The 21201-nt window shown below is 69.0% G+C and carries 16 protein-coding genes; 9 read left to right on the forward strand and 7 right to left on the reverse strand.

All coding sequences use genetic code 11. The features are described from left to right. Nucleotides 1-333: 333 nt before the first annotated feature. From PUT80_RS14620 to PUT80_RS14645, 6 genes are all read left to right on the forward strand, one after another. The gene (locus PUT80_RS14620; protein ID WP_275292248.1) at nucleotides 334-3918 is read left to right on the forward strand and encodes a discoidin domain-containing protein; all 3585 of its coding nucleotides are present in this window, start codon (nucleotides 334-336) and stop codon (nucleotides 3916-3918) included. Between the two features lie 74 nt (nucleotides 3919-3992). After that, the gene (locus PUT80_RS14625; protein ID WP_275292249.1) at nucleotides 3993-7661 is read left to right on the forward strand and encodes a CARDB domain-containing protein; all 3669 of its coding nucleotides are present in this window, start codon (nucleotides 3993-3995) and stop codon (nucleotides 7659-7661) included. A 155-nt stretch (nucleotides 7662-7816) separates the two neighbouring features. Next, a complete protein-coding gene (locus tag PUT80_RS14630) occupies nucleotides 7817-8101 on the forward strand; it encodes a DUF1905 domain-containing protein (protein WP_037813387.1) in 285 nt (94 codons plus the stop codon). A gap of 115 nt (nucleotides 8102-8216) precedes the next feature. Beyond that, nucleotides 8217-10349: a N,N-dimethylformamidase beta subunit family domain-containing protein gene (locus tag PUT80_RS14635; protein WP_275292250.1), complete on the forward strand. Its 2133-nt coding sequence runs from the start codon at nucleotides 8217-8219 to the stop codon at nucleotides 10347-10349. Between the two features lie 28 nt (nucleotides 10350-10377). Further along, nucleotides 10378-11400 (forward strand): LLM class flavin-dependent oxidoreductase, encoded by a 1023-nt coding sequence (locus PUT80_RS14640; protein WP_275292251.1) that lies wholly within the window; start codon nucleotides 10378-10380, stop codon nucleotides 11398-11400. 220 nt (nucleotides 11401-11620) lie between these two features. Beyond that, nucleotides 11621-12739 (forward strand): cobalamin-independent methionine synthase II family protein, encoded by a 1119-nt coding sequence (locus PUT80_RS14645; protein WP_275292252.1) that lies wholly within the window; start codon nucleotides 11621-11623, stop codon nucleotides 12737-12739. Between the two features lie 262 nt (nucleotides 12740-13001). On the opposite strand, the gene PUT80_RS14650 is transcribed toward PUT80_RS14645, so the two are convergent. From PUT80_RS14650 to PUT80_RS14670, 5 genes are read right to left on the reverse strand one after another with little or no spacing between them, the layout of a single operon-like run. Further along, a complete protein-coding gene (locus PUT80_RS14650) occupies nucleotides 13002-13619 on the reverse strand; it encodes a 3,4-dihydroxy-2-butanone-4-phosphate synthase (protein ID WP_275292253.1) in 618 nt (205 codons plus the stop codon). Next, entirely contained in the window at nucleotides 13616-14188 is a 573-nt protein-coding gene (locus tag PUT80_RS14655; RefSeq protein ID WP_275292254.1) for an NADPH-dependent FMN reductase, read from the reverse strand. Before PUT80_RS14655 ends, PUT80_RS14650 begins: the two co-directional genes overlap by 4 nt. Nucleotides 14189-14222: 34 nt before the next feature. Then, nucleotides 14223-14999 (reverse strand): creatininase family protein, encoded by a 777-nt coding sequence (locus PUT80_RS14660; RefSeq protein WP_275292255.1) that lies wholly within the window; start codon nucleotides 14997-14999, stop codon nucleotides 14223-14225. Between the two features lie 12 nt (nucleotides 15000-15011). Beyond that, entirely contained in the window at nucleotides 15012-15419 is a 408-nt protein-coding gene (locus PUT80_RS14665; RefSeq protein ID WP_238606821.1) for a RidA family protein, read from the reverse strand. Next, nucleotides 15416-16783: a cytosine permease gene (locus PUT80_RS14670; RefSeq protein ID WP_275292256.1), complete on the reverse strand. Its 1368-nt coding sequence runs from the start codon at nucleotides 16781-16783 to the stop codon at nucleotides 15416-15418. Before PUT80_RS14670 ends, PUT80_RS14665 begins: the two co-directional genes overlap by 4 nt. 197 nt (nucleotides 16784-16980) lie before the next feature. Here PUT80_RS14670 and PUT80_RS14675 point away from each other — a divergent pair, with 197 nt between their 5' ends. Next, nucleotides 16981-18147 (forward strand): LLM class flavin-dependent oxidoreductase, encoded by a 1167-nt coding sequence (locus PUT80_RS14675; protein ID WP_275292257.1) that lies wholly within the window; start codon nucleotides 16981-16983, stop codon nucleotides 18145-18147. 42 nt (nucleotides 18148-18189) lie between these two features. Here PUT80_RS14675 and PUT80_RS14680 read toward each other — a convergent pair whose 3' ends face one another. Continuing rightward, nucleotides 18190-18774, reverse strand: coding sequence for a cupin domain-containing protein (locus PUT80_RS14680; RefSeq protein WP_051728933.1), 585 nt, complete (start codon nucleotides 18772-18774; stop codon nucleotides 18190-18192). Between the two features lie 121 nt (nucleotides 18775-18895). Continuing rightward, on the reverse strand, nucleotides 18896-19117 hold the full coding sequence (locus tag PUT80_RS14685; RefSeq protein ID WP_275292258.1) for a hypothetical protein: 222 nt from the start codon (nucleotides 19115-19117) through the stop codon (nucleotides 18896-18898). Nucleotides 19118-19549: 432 nt separating this feature from the next. On the opposite strand from PUT80_RS14685, the gene PUT80_RS14690 reads away from it, so the two are divergent. Together PUT80_RS14690 and PUT80_RS14695 are read left to right on the forward strand one after the other, a co-directional pair. Then, a complete protein-coding gene (locus tag PUT80_RS14690; RefSeq protein WP_037812885.1) occupies nucleotides 19550-20269 on the forward strand; it encodes a GntR family transcriptional regulator in 720 nt (239 codons plus the stop codon). After that, nucleotides 20266-21201: a carbohydrate kinase family protein gene (locus tag PUT80_RS14695; RefSeq protein ID WP_238606819.1), complete on the forward strand. Its 936-nt coding sequence runs from the start codon at nucleotides 20266-20268 to the stop codon at nucleotides 21199-21201. The genes PUT80_RS14690 and PUT80_RS14695 overlap by 4 nt, the downstream gene beginning before the upstream one ends.

A 21201-nucleotide genomic window follows, 5' to 3' on the forward strand; every position in this document is an offset into this window, starting at 1 on the left:
CGCAAGTTTCCGACGAGGCGGGCGGTTTGCTTGCTCTCCCAGTGAAACCGCTGGTCGCGCGCGCCGCGGATCGACGAACGGCGTTGACTTACCGGCGGCGGTCGGCTGTAATTCTTGAACGAATCAGTGAAAATACCTGACGATATCCCGGGCAATCGCGCCAGCGTCCTGCCCAGCCTCAACGAAGAGGTGCCATGCCGACTGCTCCGCGCTGTTCTCGTGCGCCCCCGGACCCGGCGCCCCGCCGGTCCGCTCCCTGGTCCCCGCCGTCCCGCGCCACGCGGGGCGCTTCTGCCCGAGTCGTCTCCCTCCTCCTTGGATCAGAGGAACCCCATGAGAACGAAGCGACTGCTCGCGCGCGCCGCGATCGCCGCCCTGTCCCTGCTCCTGACCGCGCCCGCCTGGCCGGCGAGCGCCGCGCCGCCCCTCGCCGCCAAGCCAGCTGTCCAGCCCGCCGCCCAAGCCGCCACCGCGACGTACACCGCGAGCAGCCAGCTCCCGGGCTATCCCGTCGCCAACGTGGGCGACGGCAACCAGGCCACTTACTGGGAAAGCACGAACAACCAGTTCCCCCAATGGATTCAGGCCGATCTCGGCGCCGCGACGAACGTCGCCCAGCTCGTGCTCAAACTCCCCGCGAACTGGGAAGCCCGCACCGAAACCTTCGCGGTGCAGGTCAGCGCGAACGGAGCGAGCTTCAGCGACCTCGTGCCGTCGGCCGGTTACCGGTTCGACCCGGCGACCGGCAACACGGTCACGGTGAACGTCACCGGCAACACGCGCTACGTCCGGCTGAACATCACCGCCAACACCGGCTGGCCCGCCGCGCAACTGTCGGAATTCGAGGTGCACGGCCCGGCGGGCGGCGACACGCAGCCGCCGTCCGCGCCCGGCAACCTCGCCTACACCGAACCGGCGAGCGGCCAGATCCGGCTGACCTGGTCGGCGTCCACGGACAACACCGGTGTCACCGGCTATGACGTGTACGCCAACGGCCAACTCCGCGGCAGCGTCGCGGGGGATGTGCTGACGTACACCGACAATCAGCCAGCCAGCGCGAGCGTCGCGTATTACGTCCGGGCTCGCGACGCGGCGGGCAACCAGTCGGCGAACAGTGCCACCGTGACCCGCAACGGCACCCAGAGCGGCACGAATCTCGCGCTGCACAAGCCGATCACGGCCTCGTCGACCCAGCAGACCTACGTCGCGGCCAATGCGAACGACGACTCGGCGACCACGTACTGGGAGGGCAGCGGGGCGTACCCGAACCTGCTGACCGTCGCGCTCGGCGCGCACGCCGACCTCGACCGGGTCGTCGTGAAGCTCAACCCGGACCCGGCGTGGAGCACGCGGACGCAGACGATCGCCGTCGAGGGCCGCGACCAGGGAGCGACTGACTTCACCACGCTGGCGCCCGCGCAGCCGTACACCTTCGACCCGGCGAGCGGCAACCTCGTGACCATCCCGGTCAGCGGCCGGGCCAGCGACGTCCGCCTGCGCTTCACCGCCAACTCCGGCGCGGGCGGCGGCCAGGCGGCGGAATTCCAGGTCTTCGGCGTGCCCGCGCCGAACCCGGACCTGACGGTCTCGGCCGTGTCCTGGACGCCGCAGAAACCGGTGGAGACCGACGCGATCACGGCGTCGGCGACCGTCCGCAACGCCGGGACGGCCGCCTCGGGCGCGACCGAGGTCAACCTGTACCTGGGCAAGACGAAGGTCGGCACGGCGGCGGTCGGCGCGCTCGCGGCCGGAGCGTCCGCGACGGTGTCGGCGGACATCGGCGCCCGGGACGCGGGCAGTTACGACGTGACCGCGAAGGTCGACGAGGCCAACACCGTCGTCGAGCAGAACGAGGACAACAACTCCTACACCAGTTCGGCGCCGCTGGTCGTCAGCCCGGTGCAGAGTTCCGACCTCGTCGCGGCCACCGCGTGGTCGCCGAACAATCCGGCGGCGGGCAACACGGTGGCCTTCACCGCGACCCTGCGCAACCAAGGCACAGTCGCCTCGGCGGACGGTGCCCACGGCGTCACGGTCACGGTCGCCGACCAGAATGGGACGGTCGTCAAGACGTTGAGCGGTTCCTCCGCCGGTGTTCTCGCGCCCGGAGACACCGCATCGGTCAACCTCGGGAACTGGACCGCCGCGAACGGCCGGTACACGGTGAAGACCGTCGTCACGAACGATGCCAACGAGCTTCCGGCTAAGCAGGGCAACAACACCAGTACGCAATCGCTGTTCGTCGGCCGCGGCGCCAACATGCCGTACGACATGTACGAAGCCGAAGACGGCGTCGTCGCGGGCGGTGCGGCGGTGATCGGTCCGAATCGGACGATCGGCGATCTCGCGGGCGAGGCGTCGGGCCGCAAAGCCGTGACGCTGAACGCGACCGGCTCCTCGGTCGAGTTCACCACGCGCGCGGCGACCAACACGCTCGTCACCCGGTTCTCGATGCCGGACGCCGCGGGCGGCGGCGGGCAGAACTCGACGCTGAACGTCTACGTCGACGGCACGTTCCTCAAGGCCATCGACCTGACCTCGCATTACGCGTGGCTCTACGGCGCCGAAGCCTCGCCGGGCAACTCGCCGGGCGCCGGACCGGCCCGCCACATCTACGACGAGGCCAGCATGCTGCTCGGCACGACGGTCCCCGCCGGGCACAAGATCAAACTGCAGAAGGACGCCGCTAACAGCTCGAACTACGCGATCGACTTCGTGAACTTCGAGCTCGCCGCCGCGACCGCGAACCCGGATCCGGCGCACTACGCGGTCCCGGCCGGGTTCAGCCAGCAGGACGTGCAGGCCGCGCTGGACAAAGTCCGCCAGGACCCGAATCTGACCGGCGTCTACCTTCCGGCCGGGCAGTACCCGATGACGAGCAAGGTCACCGTGTACGGCAAGCCGGTCACGGTGCTCGGCGCCGGGCCGTGGTTCACCAGGTTCACCGCGCCGACCGGGCAGGAGAACACCGACATCGGATTCGACGCCCAGACCAGCGCGAGCGGGTCGACCTTCAGTGGGTTCGCCGTGTTCGGGAACTACACGTCCCGCATCGACGGCCCGGGCAAGGTCTTCAACTTCACCGGCGTCACGAACATGACCATCGACAACATCTGGGTGGAACACCAGATGTGCCTGCTCTGGGCGACCAATGTGGACAACTCCACGGTGAAGAACTCCCGCATCCGCGACACCTTCGCCGACGGCGTCAACTTCACCAACGGCAGCACCGGAAACCACGTCACGAATAACGAGGCCCGGTCCACCGGCGACGACAGCTTCGCGTTGTTCGCCGCCACGGACCTCAACCAGGGCAACCAGTACGACAACGTGTTCGAGAACCTCACCGTGCTGCTTCCGTGGCGCGCGGCGGGCATCGCGGTGTACGGCGGGTACAACAACACCTTCCGGAACCTCTACATCGCGGACACGCTGACGTACTCCGGGATCACGCTCAGCTCGCTCGACTTCGGCTACCCGTTCCTCGGGTTCGGCCCGCAGCCGACGACTGTCCAGAACGCCTCGCTTGTCCGCACCGGCGGCCATTTCTGGGGCAAGCAGACGTTCCCGGCGATCTGGATGTTCTCCGCGTCCAAGGAGTTCCGCGGCATTCGGGTGTCCGATGTGGACATCCAGAGCCCGACCTACAGCGGCATCATGTTCCAGACCAAATACGACGGCAGCCAGCCGGAGAACCCGGTCCAGGACACGGTGCTGACGAACGTGTCGATCAGCGGGGCGCACCGCAGCGGCGACGAGTTCGACGCCAAGTCCGGCATCGGGATCTGGGCCAACGAACTGCCCGAACCCGGCCAGGGCCCGGCGGTCGGGTCGGCGACGTTCACCGGCCTCGCGTTGAGCGACAACGACCAGGACATCCGGAACACGACGACCACGTTCACGATCAACCGCAGCTGAGCGCGCGGGTGCCCGTCCGGTCCTCCCGGCGGGCACCCGCCCTTTCTCCCCGTCCCCGCGAAAGAAGAGATGCCATGACACGCATGCGTTTGTCCCGGCTCGTCACCGGATTCCTCGCCGCAGGGCTCCTCGCGGCAGGCCTCACCCCCGCCGCCGCGGCCGGCGGCCCCTCGCCAGGTCCGGCTCCGAACGCCGCCGACGTGCCGTTGACGCGCACGGTCTCGGCGAGCAGCGTGCAGCCCGGCTACCCGGTCGCCAACGCCTTCGACGGCAACCAAGCCACCTACTGGGAATCGGCCAACAACGCCTTCCCGCAGTGGATCCAAGCCGACCTCGGCTCCGTCAAGCCGCTCTCGCGGATCGTGCTGAAACTGCCTTCCGCCTGGGAATCCCGCACCCAGACGCTCACCGTGCGCGGCAGCGCGGACGGCACGTCGTTCACCGACCTGGTCCGCTCGACCGGCTACACGTTCGCCTCCGGCACGGTGACCATCCCGGTGACCGCGTCCGCGCGTTACGTACGGCTGGACGTCACCGCGAACACGCAGTGGCCCGCCGCGCAGCTCTCGGAGTTCGAGCTGTACGGCCCGGACACTGGCGACACGCAGGCACCGACTGCCCCCGCGAACGTCACGCTGACCGAACCCGCGTCCGGACAGGTCAAGCTGACCTGGTCGCCGTCGACCGATGACGTCGGCGTCACCGGCTACACCGTCTACCGCGACGGCACGCCCGTCACCACCGTAACCGGCACTGCGTTCACCGAGAACCGGCCAGCGGGCACGCGGATCGAGTACTTCGTCCGCGCCAAGGACGCGGCCGGGAACGAGTCCGCGGACAGCAACCACGTCGTCCGGGCCGGGACGCAGACCGGCCAGAACCTCGCCGCGGGCAAGCCGATCGAAGCGTCCTCGACGGTCGGCGCGTTCGCGGCCGCCAACGCGAATGACAACAACACGGGTACTTACTGGGAGTCTTCCGCAGGCTACCCGAACACCCTGACAGTAAAGCTCGGCGCCGACGCAGACCTGTCTTCCGTCGTCGTGAAGCTCAACCCGGACCCGATCTGGGGCGCGCGGACGCAGAACTTCGAGATCCTCGGCCGCGCCCAGGGCGCAGGGGAGTTCACCACGCTGTCCGCACGCGCCGACTATCGCTTCGACCCGGCCGCCAACCAGAACATCGTGACGATCCCGGTCACCGGCCGCGCCTCGGACGTGCAGCTGCGGTTCTTCGCCAATTCCGGCGCACCCGGCGGACAGGCCGCCGAATTCCAGGTAATCGGCACGCCCGCGCCCAACCCGGACCTGGTCGTCACCGACACGACCTGGACCCCGTCGAACCCGACGGAAAGCAGCGACCTCGCCGTGTCGGCGACCGTGCGAAACGCGGGTTCGGCCGCTGCCGCCGCGACGACGGTCAACGTCAGCCTGGGCGGCACCGTCCTCGGGTCCGCGCCGGTCGGTGCACTCGCCGCCGGAGCGTCCACCACGGTGACCGTGCAGGCGGGCAAGCGACCGCAGGGCACCTACCGCGTGGCCGCCACCGTCGACCCGGGCAACTCGGTGATCGAGCAGGACGAAACCAACAACACGTTCACCGCGCTGACGCAGCTGGTGATCGCGCAGGCCCCGGGACCGGACCTCGAGGTCACCGGCATCACGTCGAACCCGCCGAACCCGGCCGTCGGCGCGCCGGTGTCGTTCACCGTCGCCGTGCACAACCGCGGCACGAGCGGCGCGGGAGCCTCGGTGACCCGGCTGACCGCCGGTGAAACCACTCTGAACGGCGACACCCCCGCGATCGCAGCCGGGGCCACGGCGAACGTCGCGCTGCCCGGCACGTGGACCGCCGCGAACGCGAACCTCACCGCGACGGCCGACGCGACGGACACGGTCGAGGAAACCAACGAAGCCAACAACACGCTTTCGCAAGCGATGGTGGTCGGCCGAGGCGCGGCGCTGCCGTACGTCGAGTACGAAGCGGAAGCCGCGCAGTACCAAGGCCAACTGCTGGAGACCGATCCGCTGCGGACGTTCGGGCACACGAACTTCGCCACCGAATCGTCCGGCCGGAAGTCCGTGCGCCTGGCGAACCAGGGCCAGTACGTGGAATTCACCTCGACGAACCAGGCGAACTCGATCGTGGTCCGCAACTCGATCCCGGACGCGCCCGGCGGCGGGGGACAGGACGCGACGATCAGCCTGTACGTCAACGGCGCCTTCGCGCAGAAGCTGAACCTGTCGTCCACGCACAGCTGGCTCTACGGCACCACCGACGATCCCGAAGGCCTGACGAACACTCCCGGCGGCGACGCGCGGCGGCTGTTCGACGAATCGCACGCGTTGCTGACGCAGTCGTACCCGCCGGGCACGAAGTTCAAGCTGCAACGCGACAACGGCGACACCGCCGCGTACTACGTCATCGACCTGATCGACCTCGAACAGGTCGCACCGGCCCTGCCGAAACCGGCCGGATGCACGTCGATCACCGACTACGGCGCCGTGCCCGGCGACGGGATCGACGACTCGGCGGCGATCCAGCGCGCGGTCACCGACGACCAGAACGGGGTGATCAGCTGCGTCTGGATCCCGCCGGGCCAGTGGCGGCAGGAACGCAAGATCCTGACCGACGACCCGAACGTGCCCAACGGCGGCGGGCAGTACAACCAGATCGGCATCTCGAACGCCACGATCCGCGGCGCCGGGATGTGGTACTCGCAGCTGTACTCGCTGATCCAGCCGCAGGACGCGGGCGGCATCAACCATCCGCACGAGGGCAACTTCGGGTTCGACATCGACAAGAACGTCCAGATCTCCGACCTGGCGATCTTCGGCTCCGGCCGGATCCGCGGCGGCGACGGCGGGGCGGAAGGCGGCGTCGGGCTGAACGGCCGGTTCGGCACCGGCACGAAGATCTCGAACGTGTGGATCGAGCACGCGAACGTGGGCGTGTGGGTCGGCCGGGACTACAGCAACATCCCGGCGCTGTGGGGCCCTGCCGACGGACTGGAGTTCAGCGGCATGCGGATCCGCGACACCTACGCCGACGGCATCAACTTCACCAACGGCACCCGGAACTCGCGGGTGGTGAACTCGTCGTTCCGCACCACCGGCGACGATTCGCTCGCCGTCTGGGCGAACCAGTACGTGAAGGACCCGGCCGTCGACATCGCGCACGACAACGTGTTCCGCAACAACACCGTCCAGCTTCCGTGGCGGGCCAACGGAATCGCGGTCTACGGCGGGTACGGGAACAAGATCGAGAACAACCTGGTCTCCGACACGATGAACTACCCGGGCATCATGCTGGCGACCGACCACGACCCGCTGCCGTTCTCCGGGCAGACGCTGATCGCGAACAACGCCCTGTACCGCTGCGGCGGAGTGTTCTGGGGCGAGCAGCAGAAATTCGGCGCGATCACGTTCTTCGCCCAGGGCAAGGACATCCCCGGCATCGTGCTGCGGGACACGGAAATCCACGATTCGACCTACGACGGAATCCAATTCAAAACCGGCGGCGGCTCGATGCCGGACGTGACGATCAGCAACGTCAAGATCGACAAGTCGAACAACGGCGCGGGCATCCTCGCGATGAGCGGCGCCCGGGGCAGCGCGACGCTGTCGAACGTGACGATCACGAACTCGTCGGCCGGCGACGTGGTCCGCGAACTGGGCTCGCAGTTCACGATCACCGGAGGCCCAGTCCCGGCGGCGGCGCGGGGCCGGCGCGGGACGCGGTAAAGGGGGAGCGGTCCGGCGCTGGGACGGGTGACCGTTCCGGCGCCGGGCGTGCGCGAGCCAGGGTATTTCCGCGGATCCGCCGGTACCGTGTCGAAATCCCGCGGCCAGGTTCGTACCTCGAGGTGAACGTCCCGCCCGATCCGAAGGAGAACCCGATGAAGACCGGCGAACTCGACGAGAAATTCACCGCGACCCTGCGCAAGAGCCCGGCCAAAGGCGGCCACACGTACCTGATCTGGCCCGGGTCCGCGGAGTTCTTCGGCACCCGCGGCCTGGTTAAGGTCCGCGGCACCGTCGACGGCGAACCGTTCCGCAGTTCCTTCATGGCGCTCGGCGACGGCACCCACAAACTCCCGGTCAACGCCTCGCTGCGGAAAGCGATCGGCAAGGAGGCCGGGGACACGGTGACCGTCGTCCTGCTCGAACGCCTCGCCCGCTGAGCCGTTGGGCTGATCGGGTGGTAGTCCGGCCGCCGGGTAAACGCCCGGCGGCCGGGCGAGCGTTTACCCCATCAGACGTGTGCGAGGGGACGCACACCGAACTCCTGGGGGAGACATGGGGATTCTCAGCGGCCGTCCGGCATTGCCGATCGCCGAAGCGACAGAAGCACGTCCGGAAGCAGCGCTGGAAACCGGAGCGTTCGATCCGCACCAGCGCTGGAGCAGGCTCGTCGGCGGAGGCGACGGGATCGTCTACGCCGTGCAGGCGGACGGCGCCCTTTACTGGTACCGGCACCGGGGCTGGGCCACCGGCGCGTTCGACTGGGCCAACCAGGGCAGCGGGCTGCTGATCGGGTCCGGCTGGCAGGACTTCGTCACGGTGCTCGGCGATTTGAACGGCGTCCTTTACGGCGTGCGCGCGGACGGGACGGTGCTGTACTACCAGCGGCTCGTCACCAACCTGGACACCGGCGCGGGCAGTTGGGCCAACAACGGCACCGGGGTCGTCGTCGGGACCGGATTCAACGCCTTCCCGCGCATTTTCGGCGGCCCGGGCGGCGTCATCTGGTGCGTGGACGCCAACGGGATCCTGTACCGGTCGCGGCGGATCAACGGCACCTTCGAAACTCCGCAGGCGCTCGGCGACGGGTTCAACGTCGCGCGCTATCTGTTCTCCGACACCGCGAACGTCATCTACGCGGTCAGCGGCACCGGCGCGCTCACCTGGTTCCGCTACCGCGACGGCAGCGGATGGGCGAACAACGGGCAGCCCATCGCGATCGGCGACAACGACTGGTTCGAGCTGTTCCGCCGGGACCTGTTCTCCGGAGGCGGCAACGGCGCGGTCTACCTCATCCGGATCGACCACTCGACGGTGCCGGGCGACGACGGCGATCTCGTCGAACTGCGCCTCACCAACCACGAGACGGTCGACACCGACGGCGGGCCGCGCTGGATCAACAACGGCACCGGGATCGTCGTCGGGCACGGGTTCACCGTCGAACGCAGCGCCGGGCTGCAGGGGTACCCGCAGCAGCAGAGCGTGCCCGCCGGCGGGCGGGTGTCCATCGCGCTGTCGACGGCGTTCAGCACGGTCACCGCGCAGCTCGTGCGCGTCGCGCCCGGCGGGGACACCCCGGAGGCGGTCACCGGGACGACCACTGTCACCGGCGGCCTGCAGATGGTGGGCGCGAACTACCGGTCCGCCGGATGCGGCTGGGCCGAGCGCTACGCCGCGGACATCCCCACGACCTGGCCGTCCGGGGTGTACGCGGCGCGGCTGACCGGCCGGTTCGGCCGGGTGCAGCACATCCCGTTCGTGGTGCGGCCCGCGGCGCCCGCGCAGAAGATCGCCGTTGTCCTGCCGACCAACACCTACCACGCGTACAACGGCTGGAGCGGGCACGACCAGTACTCCGAGGGCCAGGACGGCGTCCGCCGCGTGATCTCGTTCCTGCGGCCCAGCTACACCTGGCTGATCGCGCCGAAAGGCCAGTACGACCTGGAGCTCTACAGCGATCTGGAACTGCTGCGCTGGCTGAGTGCCGAGCAGGTCGGGTTCGACTGCTACACCGACCACGACCTGCACACCGGCGGCTGGCTCGAGGACTACAGCGCCGTCGTGCTCGGCTCGCACCCGGAGTACTTCTCGATGGCCATGCGCACCAACCTGGCCGGCTACCTCGCGGCCGGCGGCAGCGTGATCGCCACCGGCGGCAACCAGATCTACGAACGCGCGGAGTTCGACGCCGCGGGCACCACGCTGACGTTCCGTGCCGCCGACGGCAGCCGCGACCTGTTCCTAGACCACTACGACCTGCCGGAGTCGCAGCTGCTCGGGGTGAATTTCGAATACGACGGCTGGATGACCTTCGCGCCGTACCGCGTGCTGCGCGACCACCCGTTCCTGGCCGGGACCGGCCTGACGGTCGGCAGCGAGTTCGGCGCGCACGGCCGCAACGGCGCGGCGAGCGCCTGGGAGTTCGACACCCTCCAAGGCCTCGACGGCGAGGTGCCGCCGAGCGGGGTCATCGCGCAGGGCACGAACCCGACCGACCGCGCGGGCGCCGCGATGGCGTGCAAGGAACTGCCCGGCGGCGGGTTCGTGTTCAGCGCGTCGTCGCTGACGTTCAACGGCGCCGTCCGGGTGGACCCGGTGGTGGCGCAGGTGTTGCGGAACGTGGTCGACCGGGCACTCAGCCGCCCCGCACCGGCACGTTCCGGCGCCGCGGCGGCGGCCGGGGAATGAGACGGGGTAGTTGAACGTTTGACGATGCGTGAAGGACATTGGCTTCCTGTCGTTCGGCCACTGGTCGCCGAGCCCGCACTCCGAGACCCGGTCGGCCGCCGACTTCCTGCACCAGTCGATCGACCTCGCGGTCGCGGCCGAGGAGCTGGGCGTCGACGGCGCGTACTTCCGCGTGCACCACTTCGCGCGGCAGGCGGGCAGCCCGTTCCCGCTGCTCGCGGCCATCGGCGCGCGGACGTCGAAGATCGAGATCGGCACCGGCGTGATCGACATGCGGTACGAGAACCCGCTGTACATGGTCGAGGACGCCGGCGCCGCCGACCTCATCTCGCGGGGCAGGCTCCAGCTCGGCGTGAGCCGGGGATCCCCCGAGCAGGTGATCGACGGCTGGCGGTACTTCGGCTACGCCCCCGCGGAGGGCGAGACCGACGCGGACATGGCCCGCGACCGCGTCGAGGTCTTCCTGAAGCTCCTCGAAGGCGAGGGCTTCGCGAAGCCCAACCCGCGGCCGATGTTCGCCAACCCGCCGGGCCTGCTCCGGCTCGAACCGCACTCCGAGGGGCTGCGCGACCGCATCTGGTGGGGTTCGGGCTCGAACGCGACGGCCGTCTGGGCGGCGAAACTCGGCATGAACCTGCAGAGTTCCACGCTCAAGGACGACGAGACGGGCGAACCGCTGCACGTCCAGCAGCGCAAGCAGATCGAGGCCTACCGCGAGGCGTGGAAGGAGGCGGGCCACGAACGCGAGCCGCGCGTTTCGGTCAGCCGCAGCATCTTCGCGCTGACCAACGACCTGGACCGCGCGTACTTCGGCAGCGACCGCAACTCGCGCGACCAGATCGGCATGATCGACGAAAACACCCGGGCGATCTTCGGCCGCTCGTACGCCGCCGAACCGGACGAACTGGTGCGGGAACTGAAGGAGGACGAGGCCGTGCAGGCCGCGGACACCTTGCTGCTGACCGTGCCGAACCAGCTGGGTGTCGACTACAACGCCCATGTGCTGGAGAGCATCCTGACGCACGTCGCTCCGGAGCTGGGCTGGCGTTGAGCACACGCTGATCGAGGGGGCGGCGGCTGGAACGGGCCGCCGCCCCCTCGGTTTTGTGTTGCTGGTGAAAATGCTTTTTGCACTGTGCCAATAAAGCGCTTTTCTCGCCGAAGTGCCGTGTCAACACTTTCGAACCGGTAATGGCTCGAAAGAAGGAGAACGGCGTTCTCCGGTGTTTCTTTCCTGTTCCGCTCCGTGCTGCCGCTCCTAGGCTCGCCGCATGACCATTCCTTCCGAACCCATCGGCAGCATTCCGCGTTCGCCCGAATTGCTCGGCGCTCTCGCCGCGCGCCAAAGCGGGCAGCTCGGCGACGCGGCCTTCGCCTCCGTTCTCGACCGGGCCGTCCGCGAGACCATCGAAACGCAGGCGGAGCTGGGCGCGACCGTGGTCACCGACGGCGAGCAGCGCAAACCCAGCTTCGTCACCTACCCGATCGCGGGCTCGGGCAACCTTTCCGCGGACGGCGTCGTCATCCCGTTCGCCGACGGCCACCAGCGGCAGCTGCCCTGTTTGACCTCCGGGCCGTTCCGTTACCAGGAGCACGCCGAGCAGTATGTGCGGGCCGCGCGGCAGTGCACGAATATTCCAGTGAAACAAGCGGTTATCGCGCCTTCCGCGCTGTCGCTGCTTTACCCGGCCTCGGGCATCGACGGCTATTCGCGCGAGAAATTCCTCGAAGACCTGGTCGACGGGGCCGAGGCCGATATCCGCGGGTGCCTCGACGCGGGCGCGCACGTCGTCCAGCTGGATTTCACCGAGGGACGCCTGTCGCTCAAACTCGATCCCAGCGGCCAGGTGCTGCGCGATTTCGTCGAGCTGAACAACCGGGTCCTGGCGAGGTTCAGCGAATCCGAGCAGGCGCGCATCGGCGTCCACACCTGCCCCGGCGGCGATCTGGACTCGACGCACAGCCTCGACGTCGACTACGCCGACCTGCTCCCGACGCTGTTCCGGCACACCGTCGGCAATTTCTATGTTCAACTGGCCAGCGAGCCCGATCCGGACCGGGTCCTGCGCGTCATCGCGGATCAGCTCAGGCCGGGAGTCCGCGTGTTCGTCGGGGTGATCGACCCGATCGACCCGCGCGTGGAGACGGCCGAAGTGGTGCGCGACCGGGTTCTGCGCGCTGCTCGTCATATCCCGGTGGAGCAGCTCGGAACCTGTGACGACTGCGGCTTTTCCCCGTTCGCGGACGACCAATCGACCTCGCGGCAGACCGCGTTCGCCAAGATCCGCGCGCGGCTGGAAGGCACCGCGCTCGCGGCGGATCAGCTCGGCGTCGGTTTTCCCGCTGCCCGCACCGGCCAGGATGCGCACCAGGCCGCCGCTGTCGACTGATTATCGCGCGCGGTAAGGGAAATCGCCCCGCGGTCGCTACGCACAGTGTCTTTCCATGCCTGGATCGGGGCAGGCGAGGGTACGGCTGAGGCGGCGGCGGTGACCCGCGGCCGACCATGCGCAGGAAACCGGGCCGGATTCCCGGCCACGAAAGGGAAACGGCTTGCCCGGCCGGGTGTTTCTGGCCCGGTTTCGCTGGAACGGATGGTCCTGTAGTAACAGGGTGCATTCGCCGCGCTACTGGTTGTAATGTCGGGGGCCTTCATCCGTATCGGAGATCGCCCGAGCCATTCCCGAGAACATCGGCCGAACCAAGCACCGCCAACCTGTGCGCCGCGGCGAAGACAACTGCCTCGTCCGCCCCAGCCATCCGCGTCGGATCTTCCGGGCTGACCAGCGCGGCAAAAGCAGCCGCAGCGGGCAGTCCGGCCCGCTGGCACAGGTCGACCCCCGCTTCGGGGATGCCGTAAACCCCGTGTGGACGGATGGCGTACGGCAGCACGTGCCCGGGCCGGTTGAGGTCGTCCGGCCGGGTCGCGCGGTCGGCGAGGCGGCGGATCGTCTCGGCCCGGTCCGCGGCGGAAATCCCGGTGGTGACGCCTGTCGCGGCGTCGACCGCGACGCACCAGCCAGGGCCGCCGTCGTGGCGGAAGGTCGGTCGCATCGGCGGCAGTTCGAGTGCGTCGCACCGGTCGCCGGGCAGTGCGACGCCGACCAGTCCGGACGAGTGCCGGATGACGAACGCCAGCGCCCTCGTGGAGGCCTCCGCCGCGGGCAGGACGAGGGCCGCGTCGCCGGGGGTGGTGAGCACGATCGGCTGTCCGGCCGAGAGCGCGTCGAGGGCGGCGTCGACGGGGCGTGCGTCGAGCGAGAGCGTCATGCGACCGTCCGGATCTCTGCGGTCGCGAACCGGGCGACCTGCTCGGCGACGGTCGCGAGCTGGGCGGCGAGTTTCCGGTCGGTGACGCGGCCGTCGGCGGCGAACGGCTGGGTCGTCGAGTCGACCACGACGCCGAGCGGGGTCGGCCAGCCGCGCAGGGCGTGCACGGTCGAGCGCAGCGACGTCAACGTCGTGACCCCGGCTTGCGGCCCGTACGCGCTGACGATGCATCCGACGGCGCGTCCGTGCAGGTAGGGGCGGTCGTCGTCGGCGAGATCCTGGAGGTAGTCCAGCGCGTTCTTGAGCAGGCCGGACAATCCGCCGTGGTATCCGGGCGTCGAAATCAGCACGCCGTCGGCGCGGCGGACGGCGTCGAGGAACGCGGTCGCGGACGGGGAGCGGTGCGCGAGATCCGGTTCGTACATGGCGAAATCGAGCTCGCGCGCGGTGAACAGTTCGGTGCGGGCCCCGTGTGCCCGCACGTTGTCGAGCACCGTGCGGAGGGCTCGTTCGGAGGAGGAATCGGGGCGGACAGTGCCGCCGATGCCGACGATCAGGGGTGTATGCATGGCGAACCGGCTTCCTGCGGCGAGAGGGAGTGAGTCATCGAGCGGAGTCGGGGAAATCGAAGCGGGCGACTTCCGCGAGCTGGTCGCCCAAGGTGGCGACCATCGACTTGAACCCGCTCGCGCCCGCTTCGACGCTGGCCAGGGTCGGGTCGCCGAGGTAGCCCTCGGCGCCGAAATCGTTGGCCAGCCAGCCGAAAGCGACACTGCCGCCGAAGCGGGCGTGGACGTTGTCGGCCATCTGCGCGGGGATCCGCCGTTCTGCCGCGGAGAGGTCGACCAGGTCGGGGCGCAGGTGCAGCATCAGGGACGTTTCCGCGGCGCCGCCGTGGATTCCGAGACCGGTTTCGCTCGCGGCCCAAGCCGGGTCGTGCTCCTCGGGGAGGAAGACGTTGATACTGAAAGTCAGCAGGCCGTAGGCCAAGCGCAGATCGCGCAGCGCGGTTTGGATTTCGGACACGTTCCCGCCGTGGCCGTTCACCAGGACGATCCGGCGGATTCCGGCCGCGGCGACTGAACGTCCGATGTCGTCGAGTACCGCGGCGAAGGTCGCCGTGGACAGAGACAGGGTACCCGCCGCCCAGGTGTGTTCGACGGAGCGGCCGTAGCTGAGGGTCGGCAGCAGCCAGAGGTCTTCGTCGTGCGTGGCAACGATTTCCTTCGACACCGCTTCGGCGACGAGCGCGTCGGTGGCCAGCGGGAGGTGCGGGCCGTGCTGTTCGATGGCGCCGACGGGCAGCACCGCGACCGAGGACGGGCCGCAGGCGGACTCGACCTGCGACGCCCGAAGTTCGGCGAAAAACCGTGAAGCCATAGGGAATCTCCTTCAAGCACCGAGATAGGCGACGACCCGGATTTCCACCCGCATCTCGGGGGTGGCCAGCGGGGGATAGATCAGCAGCGACGCGTACGAACGTTCGGACAGCAGCTTCGGTGCGTGCTCGGCCAGCCATTCGTCGCGCACCCGCATGTACTCCGCGCGGTCGGCGGGATCGGCGAGGAACTGGTCGAACTGCACGATGTCCTCGAACTCCGCGCCCGCGTCGGCGAGCAGCCGGTGCACCCGGTTGAGCGTCACCAGGGTCTGCGCGGCGACGCCGTGGGCGGGCCGGCCGTGCTCGTCGGTGACGCCGTCGATTCCGCTGAGGAAGACGAAGCCGCCCGCCGCGGCTCCTCTGCCCCAGGGCATGACCGTGGTGCCGTATTTCAGGGGGCCAAGCGCTTGTTTCGTCACTCGTCGGCCTTCCGGTAGCGTCGGATGAGGTAGTAGGCCAAGGCGGCGACCGCACCCGCGACCCACGGGGTGAGGTCGCCGAACTGCGGGAAACGGGCCGCGAAAACGCCGGTGTAAAGGCTTTGGTCCATGAACGGCACGGAGACCGCGATGGCGATCACGAACGTCGCCAGGCCCGGCCGGAACCGCCGGGTTCGGTCGAAATACCGCTGCGGATCGATCTCCTGGCGGCCGAAGACCACTGCGTCCACGACGACGATCCCGAGCCAGGGGCCGATCCAGTAACCCATCAGGAACAGGAAATTCTGGAAGGTGCCGAAGACCGATCCGGCGTTGTGCCCGGCGATGAAACCGACCGCGGTGCCCAGTACGCCGATGATGATCGCGGAGATCCAGCGGCGCACCTTCGCGCCGACCATCAGCAGTCCGAGCGAAGCGGTGTAGATGTCCAGGACACTGCCGGAGATCGAAGCCGCGAGCAGCGCCACCAGGATCACGGCGGCGAGGCCGGCCGGGATCAGCTTCGCCACCAGGTCGGTCGGACTGTCCACAGTGATCACAGTGCCGATCGCCGCGCCGACGACCGCCATCCACAGCCCGGCCAGCGACGCGCCGGAGAACGCCGCGAGCAGCACGCGCCGCCGGGACGTGTCGCGCGGCAGGTAACGCGTGTAGTCCGAGCCGCCGATCGACCAGCCGAACGTCCTGGTCGAAGCGAGCGCGACGGTGGTCAGCATGCCGCCGGCGACCCCGCCCGCGCCGCGGTGCAGGACGTCTCCGGACGCGGCGAGATCGCCTTTCGCCAGGCCGTACCAGGTGAGGATCACGAAGAGCACGGACGCGACGATCGCGAGGAAACGTTCGGCCTGGTGCACCAGATCGTGCCCGACGATCGCGATGACGATCTGCACCGCCGCCACCGCGACGAGCGAAACCAGGAACGGCAGCCCGAACAGCTCGCGGACGATGTAGGCGCCGAGCACGGTGTTGACCGCGAAGTAGCCGAGCCCGGTCAGGCACAGGAGCAGCACCGGCAGGAAATTGCCGTAGTAGCCGAACGGAATCCGCGACTGGATCATCTGCGGCACGCCGGCGCGCGGGCCCATCGACGCGGCGAAGCCCAGCAGCACGCTGCCGATCAGGATGCCGATGGCCAGCGAGAGGACGGCTTCGCCGAACCCGAGGCCGAGGAACGCGGTGGGAATGGCGCCGACCGCGAGCGCCGAGTACTGCAGATTTCCCGCGAACCACAGGGAAAAGGCGGAGCGCGGCGAACCGTGGCGCTGGTCGTCGGGAATCCTTTCGATGCCGTGGTGCTCGACGGACACGGCGGGTGGGCGGACTGCCTGGGCGTCTTTGACCATCTGTCCTCCAGCGGAAGAGCCCCCTGCGGCGGAAGTGTTGATATAGGTAACACGGATGCCACAGCCTGCGCTGCGGCTTCCCGAGATGTCAAGAGGCTGCTTGGGGCTTGACACTCCGCAGGTCGCGCCGCACAGTGTTGATATTACTTACATTCTTTGCGGACGACCCGGCCGAGCCCGGGCGGGATGGAGGCGCTGTGCGGCACGGAGTGTTTTTCTTCGGCTCGGTCGAGATGCCGGACGTGCTGGCCGGGAACCCGGTGCCCGCCGCGCGCCGCCGCGCCACCCGCGAGCAGGTGTGGCACGCGCACGAGCGGCTGGTCGGGATGGGCGAGCTGGCCGAGGAGCTGGGATACGACAGCTATTGGCTGGCCGAGCACCATTTCCAGCACGAGGGCTACGAGGTCGTGCCGAACGCGATGCTGCTCGAAGCGCATCTGGCCGCGCGGACGTCGCGGATCCGGCTGGGCTCGATGTTCAGCATCGTCCCGCAGTGGAATCCGCTGCGGCTGGCCGAGGATTTCAGCAGCCTGCTCAACCTCTCCCGCGGACGGGCGGTGCTCGGCGTCGGGCGGGGCACGGTGTCGCGCGAATTGCGCAGCCTCACCGCGCATCAGGCGGACATCGGCGTGATGACGTCCAGCGAGGAACGCAAGGTCATCGACGCGCACAACCGCGAGGTGTTCGCGGAGTACATGGACATCGTGCGCACCGCGTTGAGCCAGGAAACCTTCTCGTACAACGGGAAGTTCTTCGAACTGCCGCCGCCGGACAACCGCGACCCGGACCACGAGGCGGACACGCTGACGCTGGTGCCGGGTCCGCTGCATCCGGTCGAGATCTGGCAGGCGGTCACCAGTCCGCCCACTTTGGACTACGCGGCCGAGGTGGGCCACGGCTGTGTCTGGTGGAACCAGTACCACGGATACATCCGCGAGCAGTGGGAGCGCTACGCCGAACTGTACGAACAGCGCCACGGCACCCGGCTGGCCCCGGGGCAGAACCGCATTCTGGTGCTGCCGGTGCACATCGCCGACACCCACGAGGAGGCCTGGCGCACCGGGCGGATCGGGCACGACGAGTTCTGGAACCTGCTCGCCCCGTTCGGCTGGAGCAGCGGCTACCGCGGCGACGACGGCAACCGGGCCCCGGCCGGGCTGGTGCCGACGCTGGAGCAGTCCACGCGGCAGAAGTGCTGGGCGGTCGGCACGCCGGAAGAGGTCGCGGAGATCGTGCAGCACCACAAGGACACGCTCGGCCTCGAACAGCTCGTGGTGTTCCCGCATTTCCCCGGGCACACCTACGACATGGCCGCCGAGCAGATGCGGCGCTTCAGCGAGCAGGTCGTGCCGCTGCTGCGCTGAGCCTGGTTTTTCCGGACCGCGCGGCTTCTCCCGGCCGCGCGGTCATTCCCCGGCGTTGATCAGCAGGACCCGGACCGGTTCGTCGCCCAGCCTGCGCCAGCGATGCGGCCGCGACCCGGGATAGGTGGCCACGTCCGCCTCGCCCAGCTGCTCGCGGCGCCCGTCGGCGAAATCCAGCTCGATCCGCCCGGTGACGACGTACAGCATCTCCTGCCCGACGTGCTCGAAATACTCGCCGAACTCCGCCGGCCCGCCGGTGTATTCGATGGGCTGCACCGGAAACCCTGCCCTGGACAACGCCCGCGCGGTGGACCCGGTCGGGATTTCGGCCCCCGGCATCACCATTCCCTCGTCGGCGCGCAGCAATCCCACGCCCTGCTCGGCGGGACCCGCGAGGAGTGCCGACACCGTGGTGTCCAGCGCGACCGCGATCCGCTGCAACGTGCTGACGCTCGCGGCGGCCAGCCCGCGCTCGAACTGGCTGAGAAAAGCGTGCGAGAGACGGGAAACCTCGCCGACCTGCTTCAGGGTGAGCCCTCGGCCGCGCCGCAGCTCGCGCACCCTTGCCCCGAGCAGCTGCGCGGGATCGGGCGCAGCGCCGGAATCGGGGGAGGGAGGGGTTCGCATTGGCCCGACTATACCGGAGCGGGGGTGTTCCGAAGTGGACGTTGGAGGGGGGACGGGGCGATGTGCAAGGGAAATTCTCGCCCGGATCCTGATGGGGCGTCCTGTGCGGGGGACCGCGGGCTCACCAGCAGGCGCCGGAATGGATGCGGCCGCTTCGGTAGACGCGTTCGAAAGCCTTGATCGAGCTGCAGAAGCCGTCGAGTACGTCTGTGTTTACGGCATCTTCGACGGTCGCGCCGTCCTGGAGCGCGGTCCACACTCCCGGGGCGAGCTGGACGGCTCGGGTGGTGCCCTGCATTTGGAACCAATTGCGCACCTGGCTGGGCAATGACGAGACCTGCACGACTTTGGGATAGCCAGCCGGAAGCGATGCGTACGGCGTGGTTGTCGCCGGTGCTTCCGCGGCGCTGGGGGCAGCGGTCGGGGTCGACGGCGACGGGCTGGCGGGCGAGGGAGTACTGGAAGCCGCGGCCGATGAGGACGGCGTGCCGGGCGGACTCGCTGATTGGGGGCCTGCGCACGCGGCACCGGCGAATGCGCAGAGTGCGGCGAGGAGCACGCGCTTGCCAGGTCGTTTTCGCTGCGTCATCGCGGTTCAACCTCCACGGCCGTCCCAGCGCGGACTGGTCGTTCGCTGGGTGCCCGACCGATCCGACTGGTGCCCATCGAGTCGGCGGGAGCCGGAAGCCTGTTACGCGACCGGTTCGGCTCGTCGTCGAAAAGTGCTCCCGGAAGCCTCGGCGAGCCAGTTGACACACTTAGTACACTAAGTTGTATGACCGGTCGACCCAGCCGTGCGCCGCTTTATCGCACGATTCAGAGCGAGATCCAGCGCGACATCCTCAGCGGCAGGCTGAAGCCGGGGGACTGGCTGCCGTCGGAGAGTCAGTTGCGGGCGCAGTACGGGGTGTCCCAGACGTCCGTCCGGCGCGCCTTTCAGGAGTTGCAGCGGCTCGGGCTCGTGGAGCGGTTCCATGGTCGCGGCAGCATCGTCGCGTCGAACGAGATCCGGGCGATGAGCCCGATGCTCGGTCTGGGGCGCGAGCTGCGGCAGCGCGGTTTCGCGATCCGGCCCGAGTTGCTCAGCAATGCCGAGGAACCCGCAGCCGAAGCGGTTGCCAAGGCGCTCGACCTCGAAACCGGCGACACGGTGAGCCACATCGAGCGGCGGTACTGGATCGGCGACGATCCGTTCGTCTTCCTCGACCATTATCTTTCGCCTCAGCCCGGGATCGACTTCGCCGAGTTCACCGGGGATTCGCTGTACGCGTTCCTCTCCGGCCGCGACGCGCAGCCCACGCACGCGCGGGAGCGGGTCAGCGCCGTCAATCTCTCCGCGGCGGAGGCCGAACGGCTCCAGGTCGAGCCCGGGGTCGCGGCGATGCTCCGCGAGCGCACGTCGTTCGGCGCTGATCAGCGGCCGGTGGAGTTCACCCGCTACATCCTGCGCGGCGATCGCTACCACCTCGACATCGACCTCAGAAGCGAGCGATGAGCGCCGGGCCGCGGCTCGTCGTCGTGGGGGACGCGAGCATCGACTACTTCGTCCAGGTCCCGCACATCGCGGGCAACGACAACAAGGCCATCGGCTCCCTGTCCGGCGTCTACGGCGGCGGGATGAGCGCCAACCTCGCCGCGGCGGCCGCGCGGCACGGCATCGCGGTCGACCTGATCACCAAGACCGGAGCGGGGCCGGACACTGACGCCGCGCTGGCCGAACTCAGCAGGCTCGGGGTGTCGCTCGAGCATTCGCTCCGCGACCTCGAGCATCCGACCTGGATGTGTTTCGTCCAGCTCGACGCGAGCGGCGAGAAGGCGCTGACCGGCGCGGACACCGGGATCAAGATTCCGGCGATCGAGGAGATCGACGCGTCGGTCCTGGCAGGGGCGGACATCGTGGCTCCGCTGGCCGACGATCTCGAGTGGGCGGCCGCCGTCGCCGAACTCGGCCGGGAGCGCGGGGCGCGGGTCGCCGTCGATCTCGAACCGGACGCGTTCGAACCCGGCCAGCCGGAGTTCGCGCGGCTGCTCGGGCTCAGCGACATCGTCTTCCTGAATGCCGCTTCGGCGGCCAAACTCGCTGCCACTCCGCGGGAAGCGGCCCAGCGGGTGATCCGGCTCGGCGCGGAACTCGTTGTCCTCAGCGAAGGCGCGCACGGAGCGTCCACTGTGGACCGCGACGGGGTCGTGCATCGCGCGCGGTTGACCGGCGAGGTGACCGCCGTCGACACGACCGGGGCCGGTGACGCGCTGGCCGGGGCGTTCCTGGGCGCGTTGCTGGCCGGGGCCGGAGTGTCCGAAAGCCTTCGCCGGGCGGTGGCCCAGGCGACCCGGTGCGTGACCGCTGTCGGCGGCCGCACCTATCTGTCCGGCTCGCAGCGCGGCGGGTGGCCAGACGACTTGATCACGATCACGACTGAGAGGTAA

The sequence above is a fragment of the Amycolatopsis sp. La24 genome (assembly GCF_029087445.1).
Classification (GTDB): Bacteria; Actinomycetota; Actinomycetes; order Mycobacteriales; family Pseudonocardiaceae; genus Amycolatopsis; species Amycolatopsis nivea.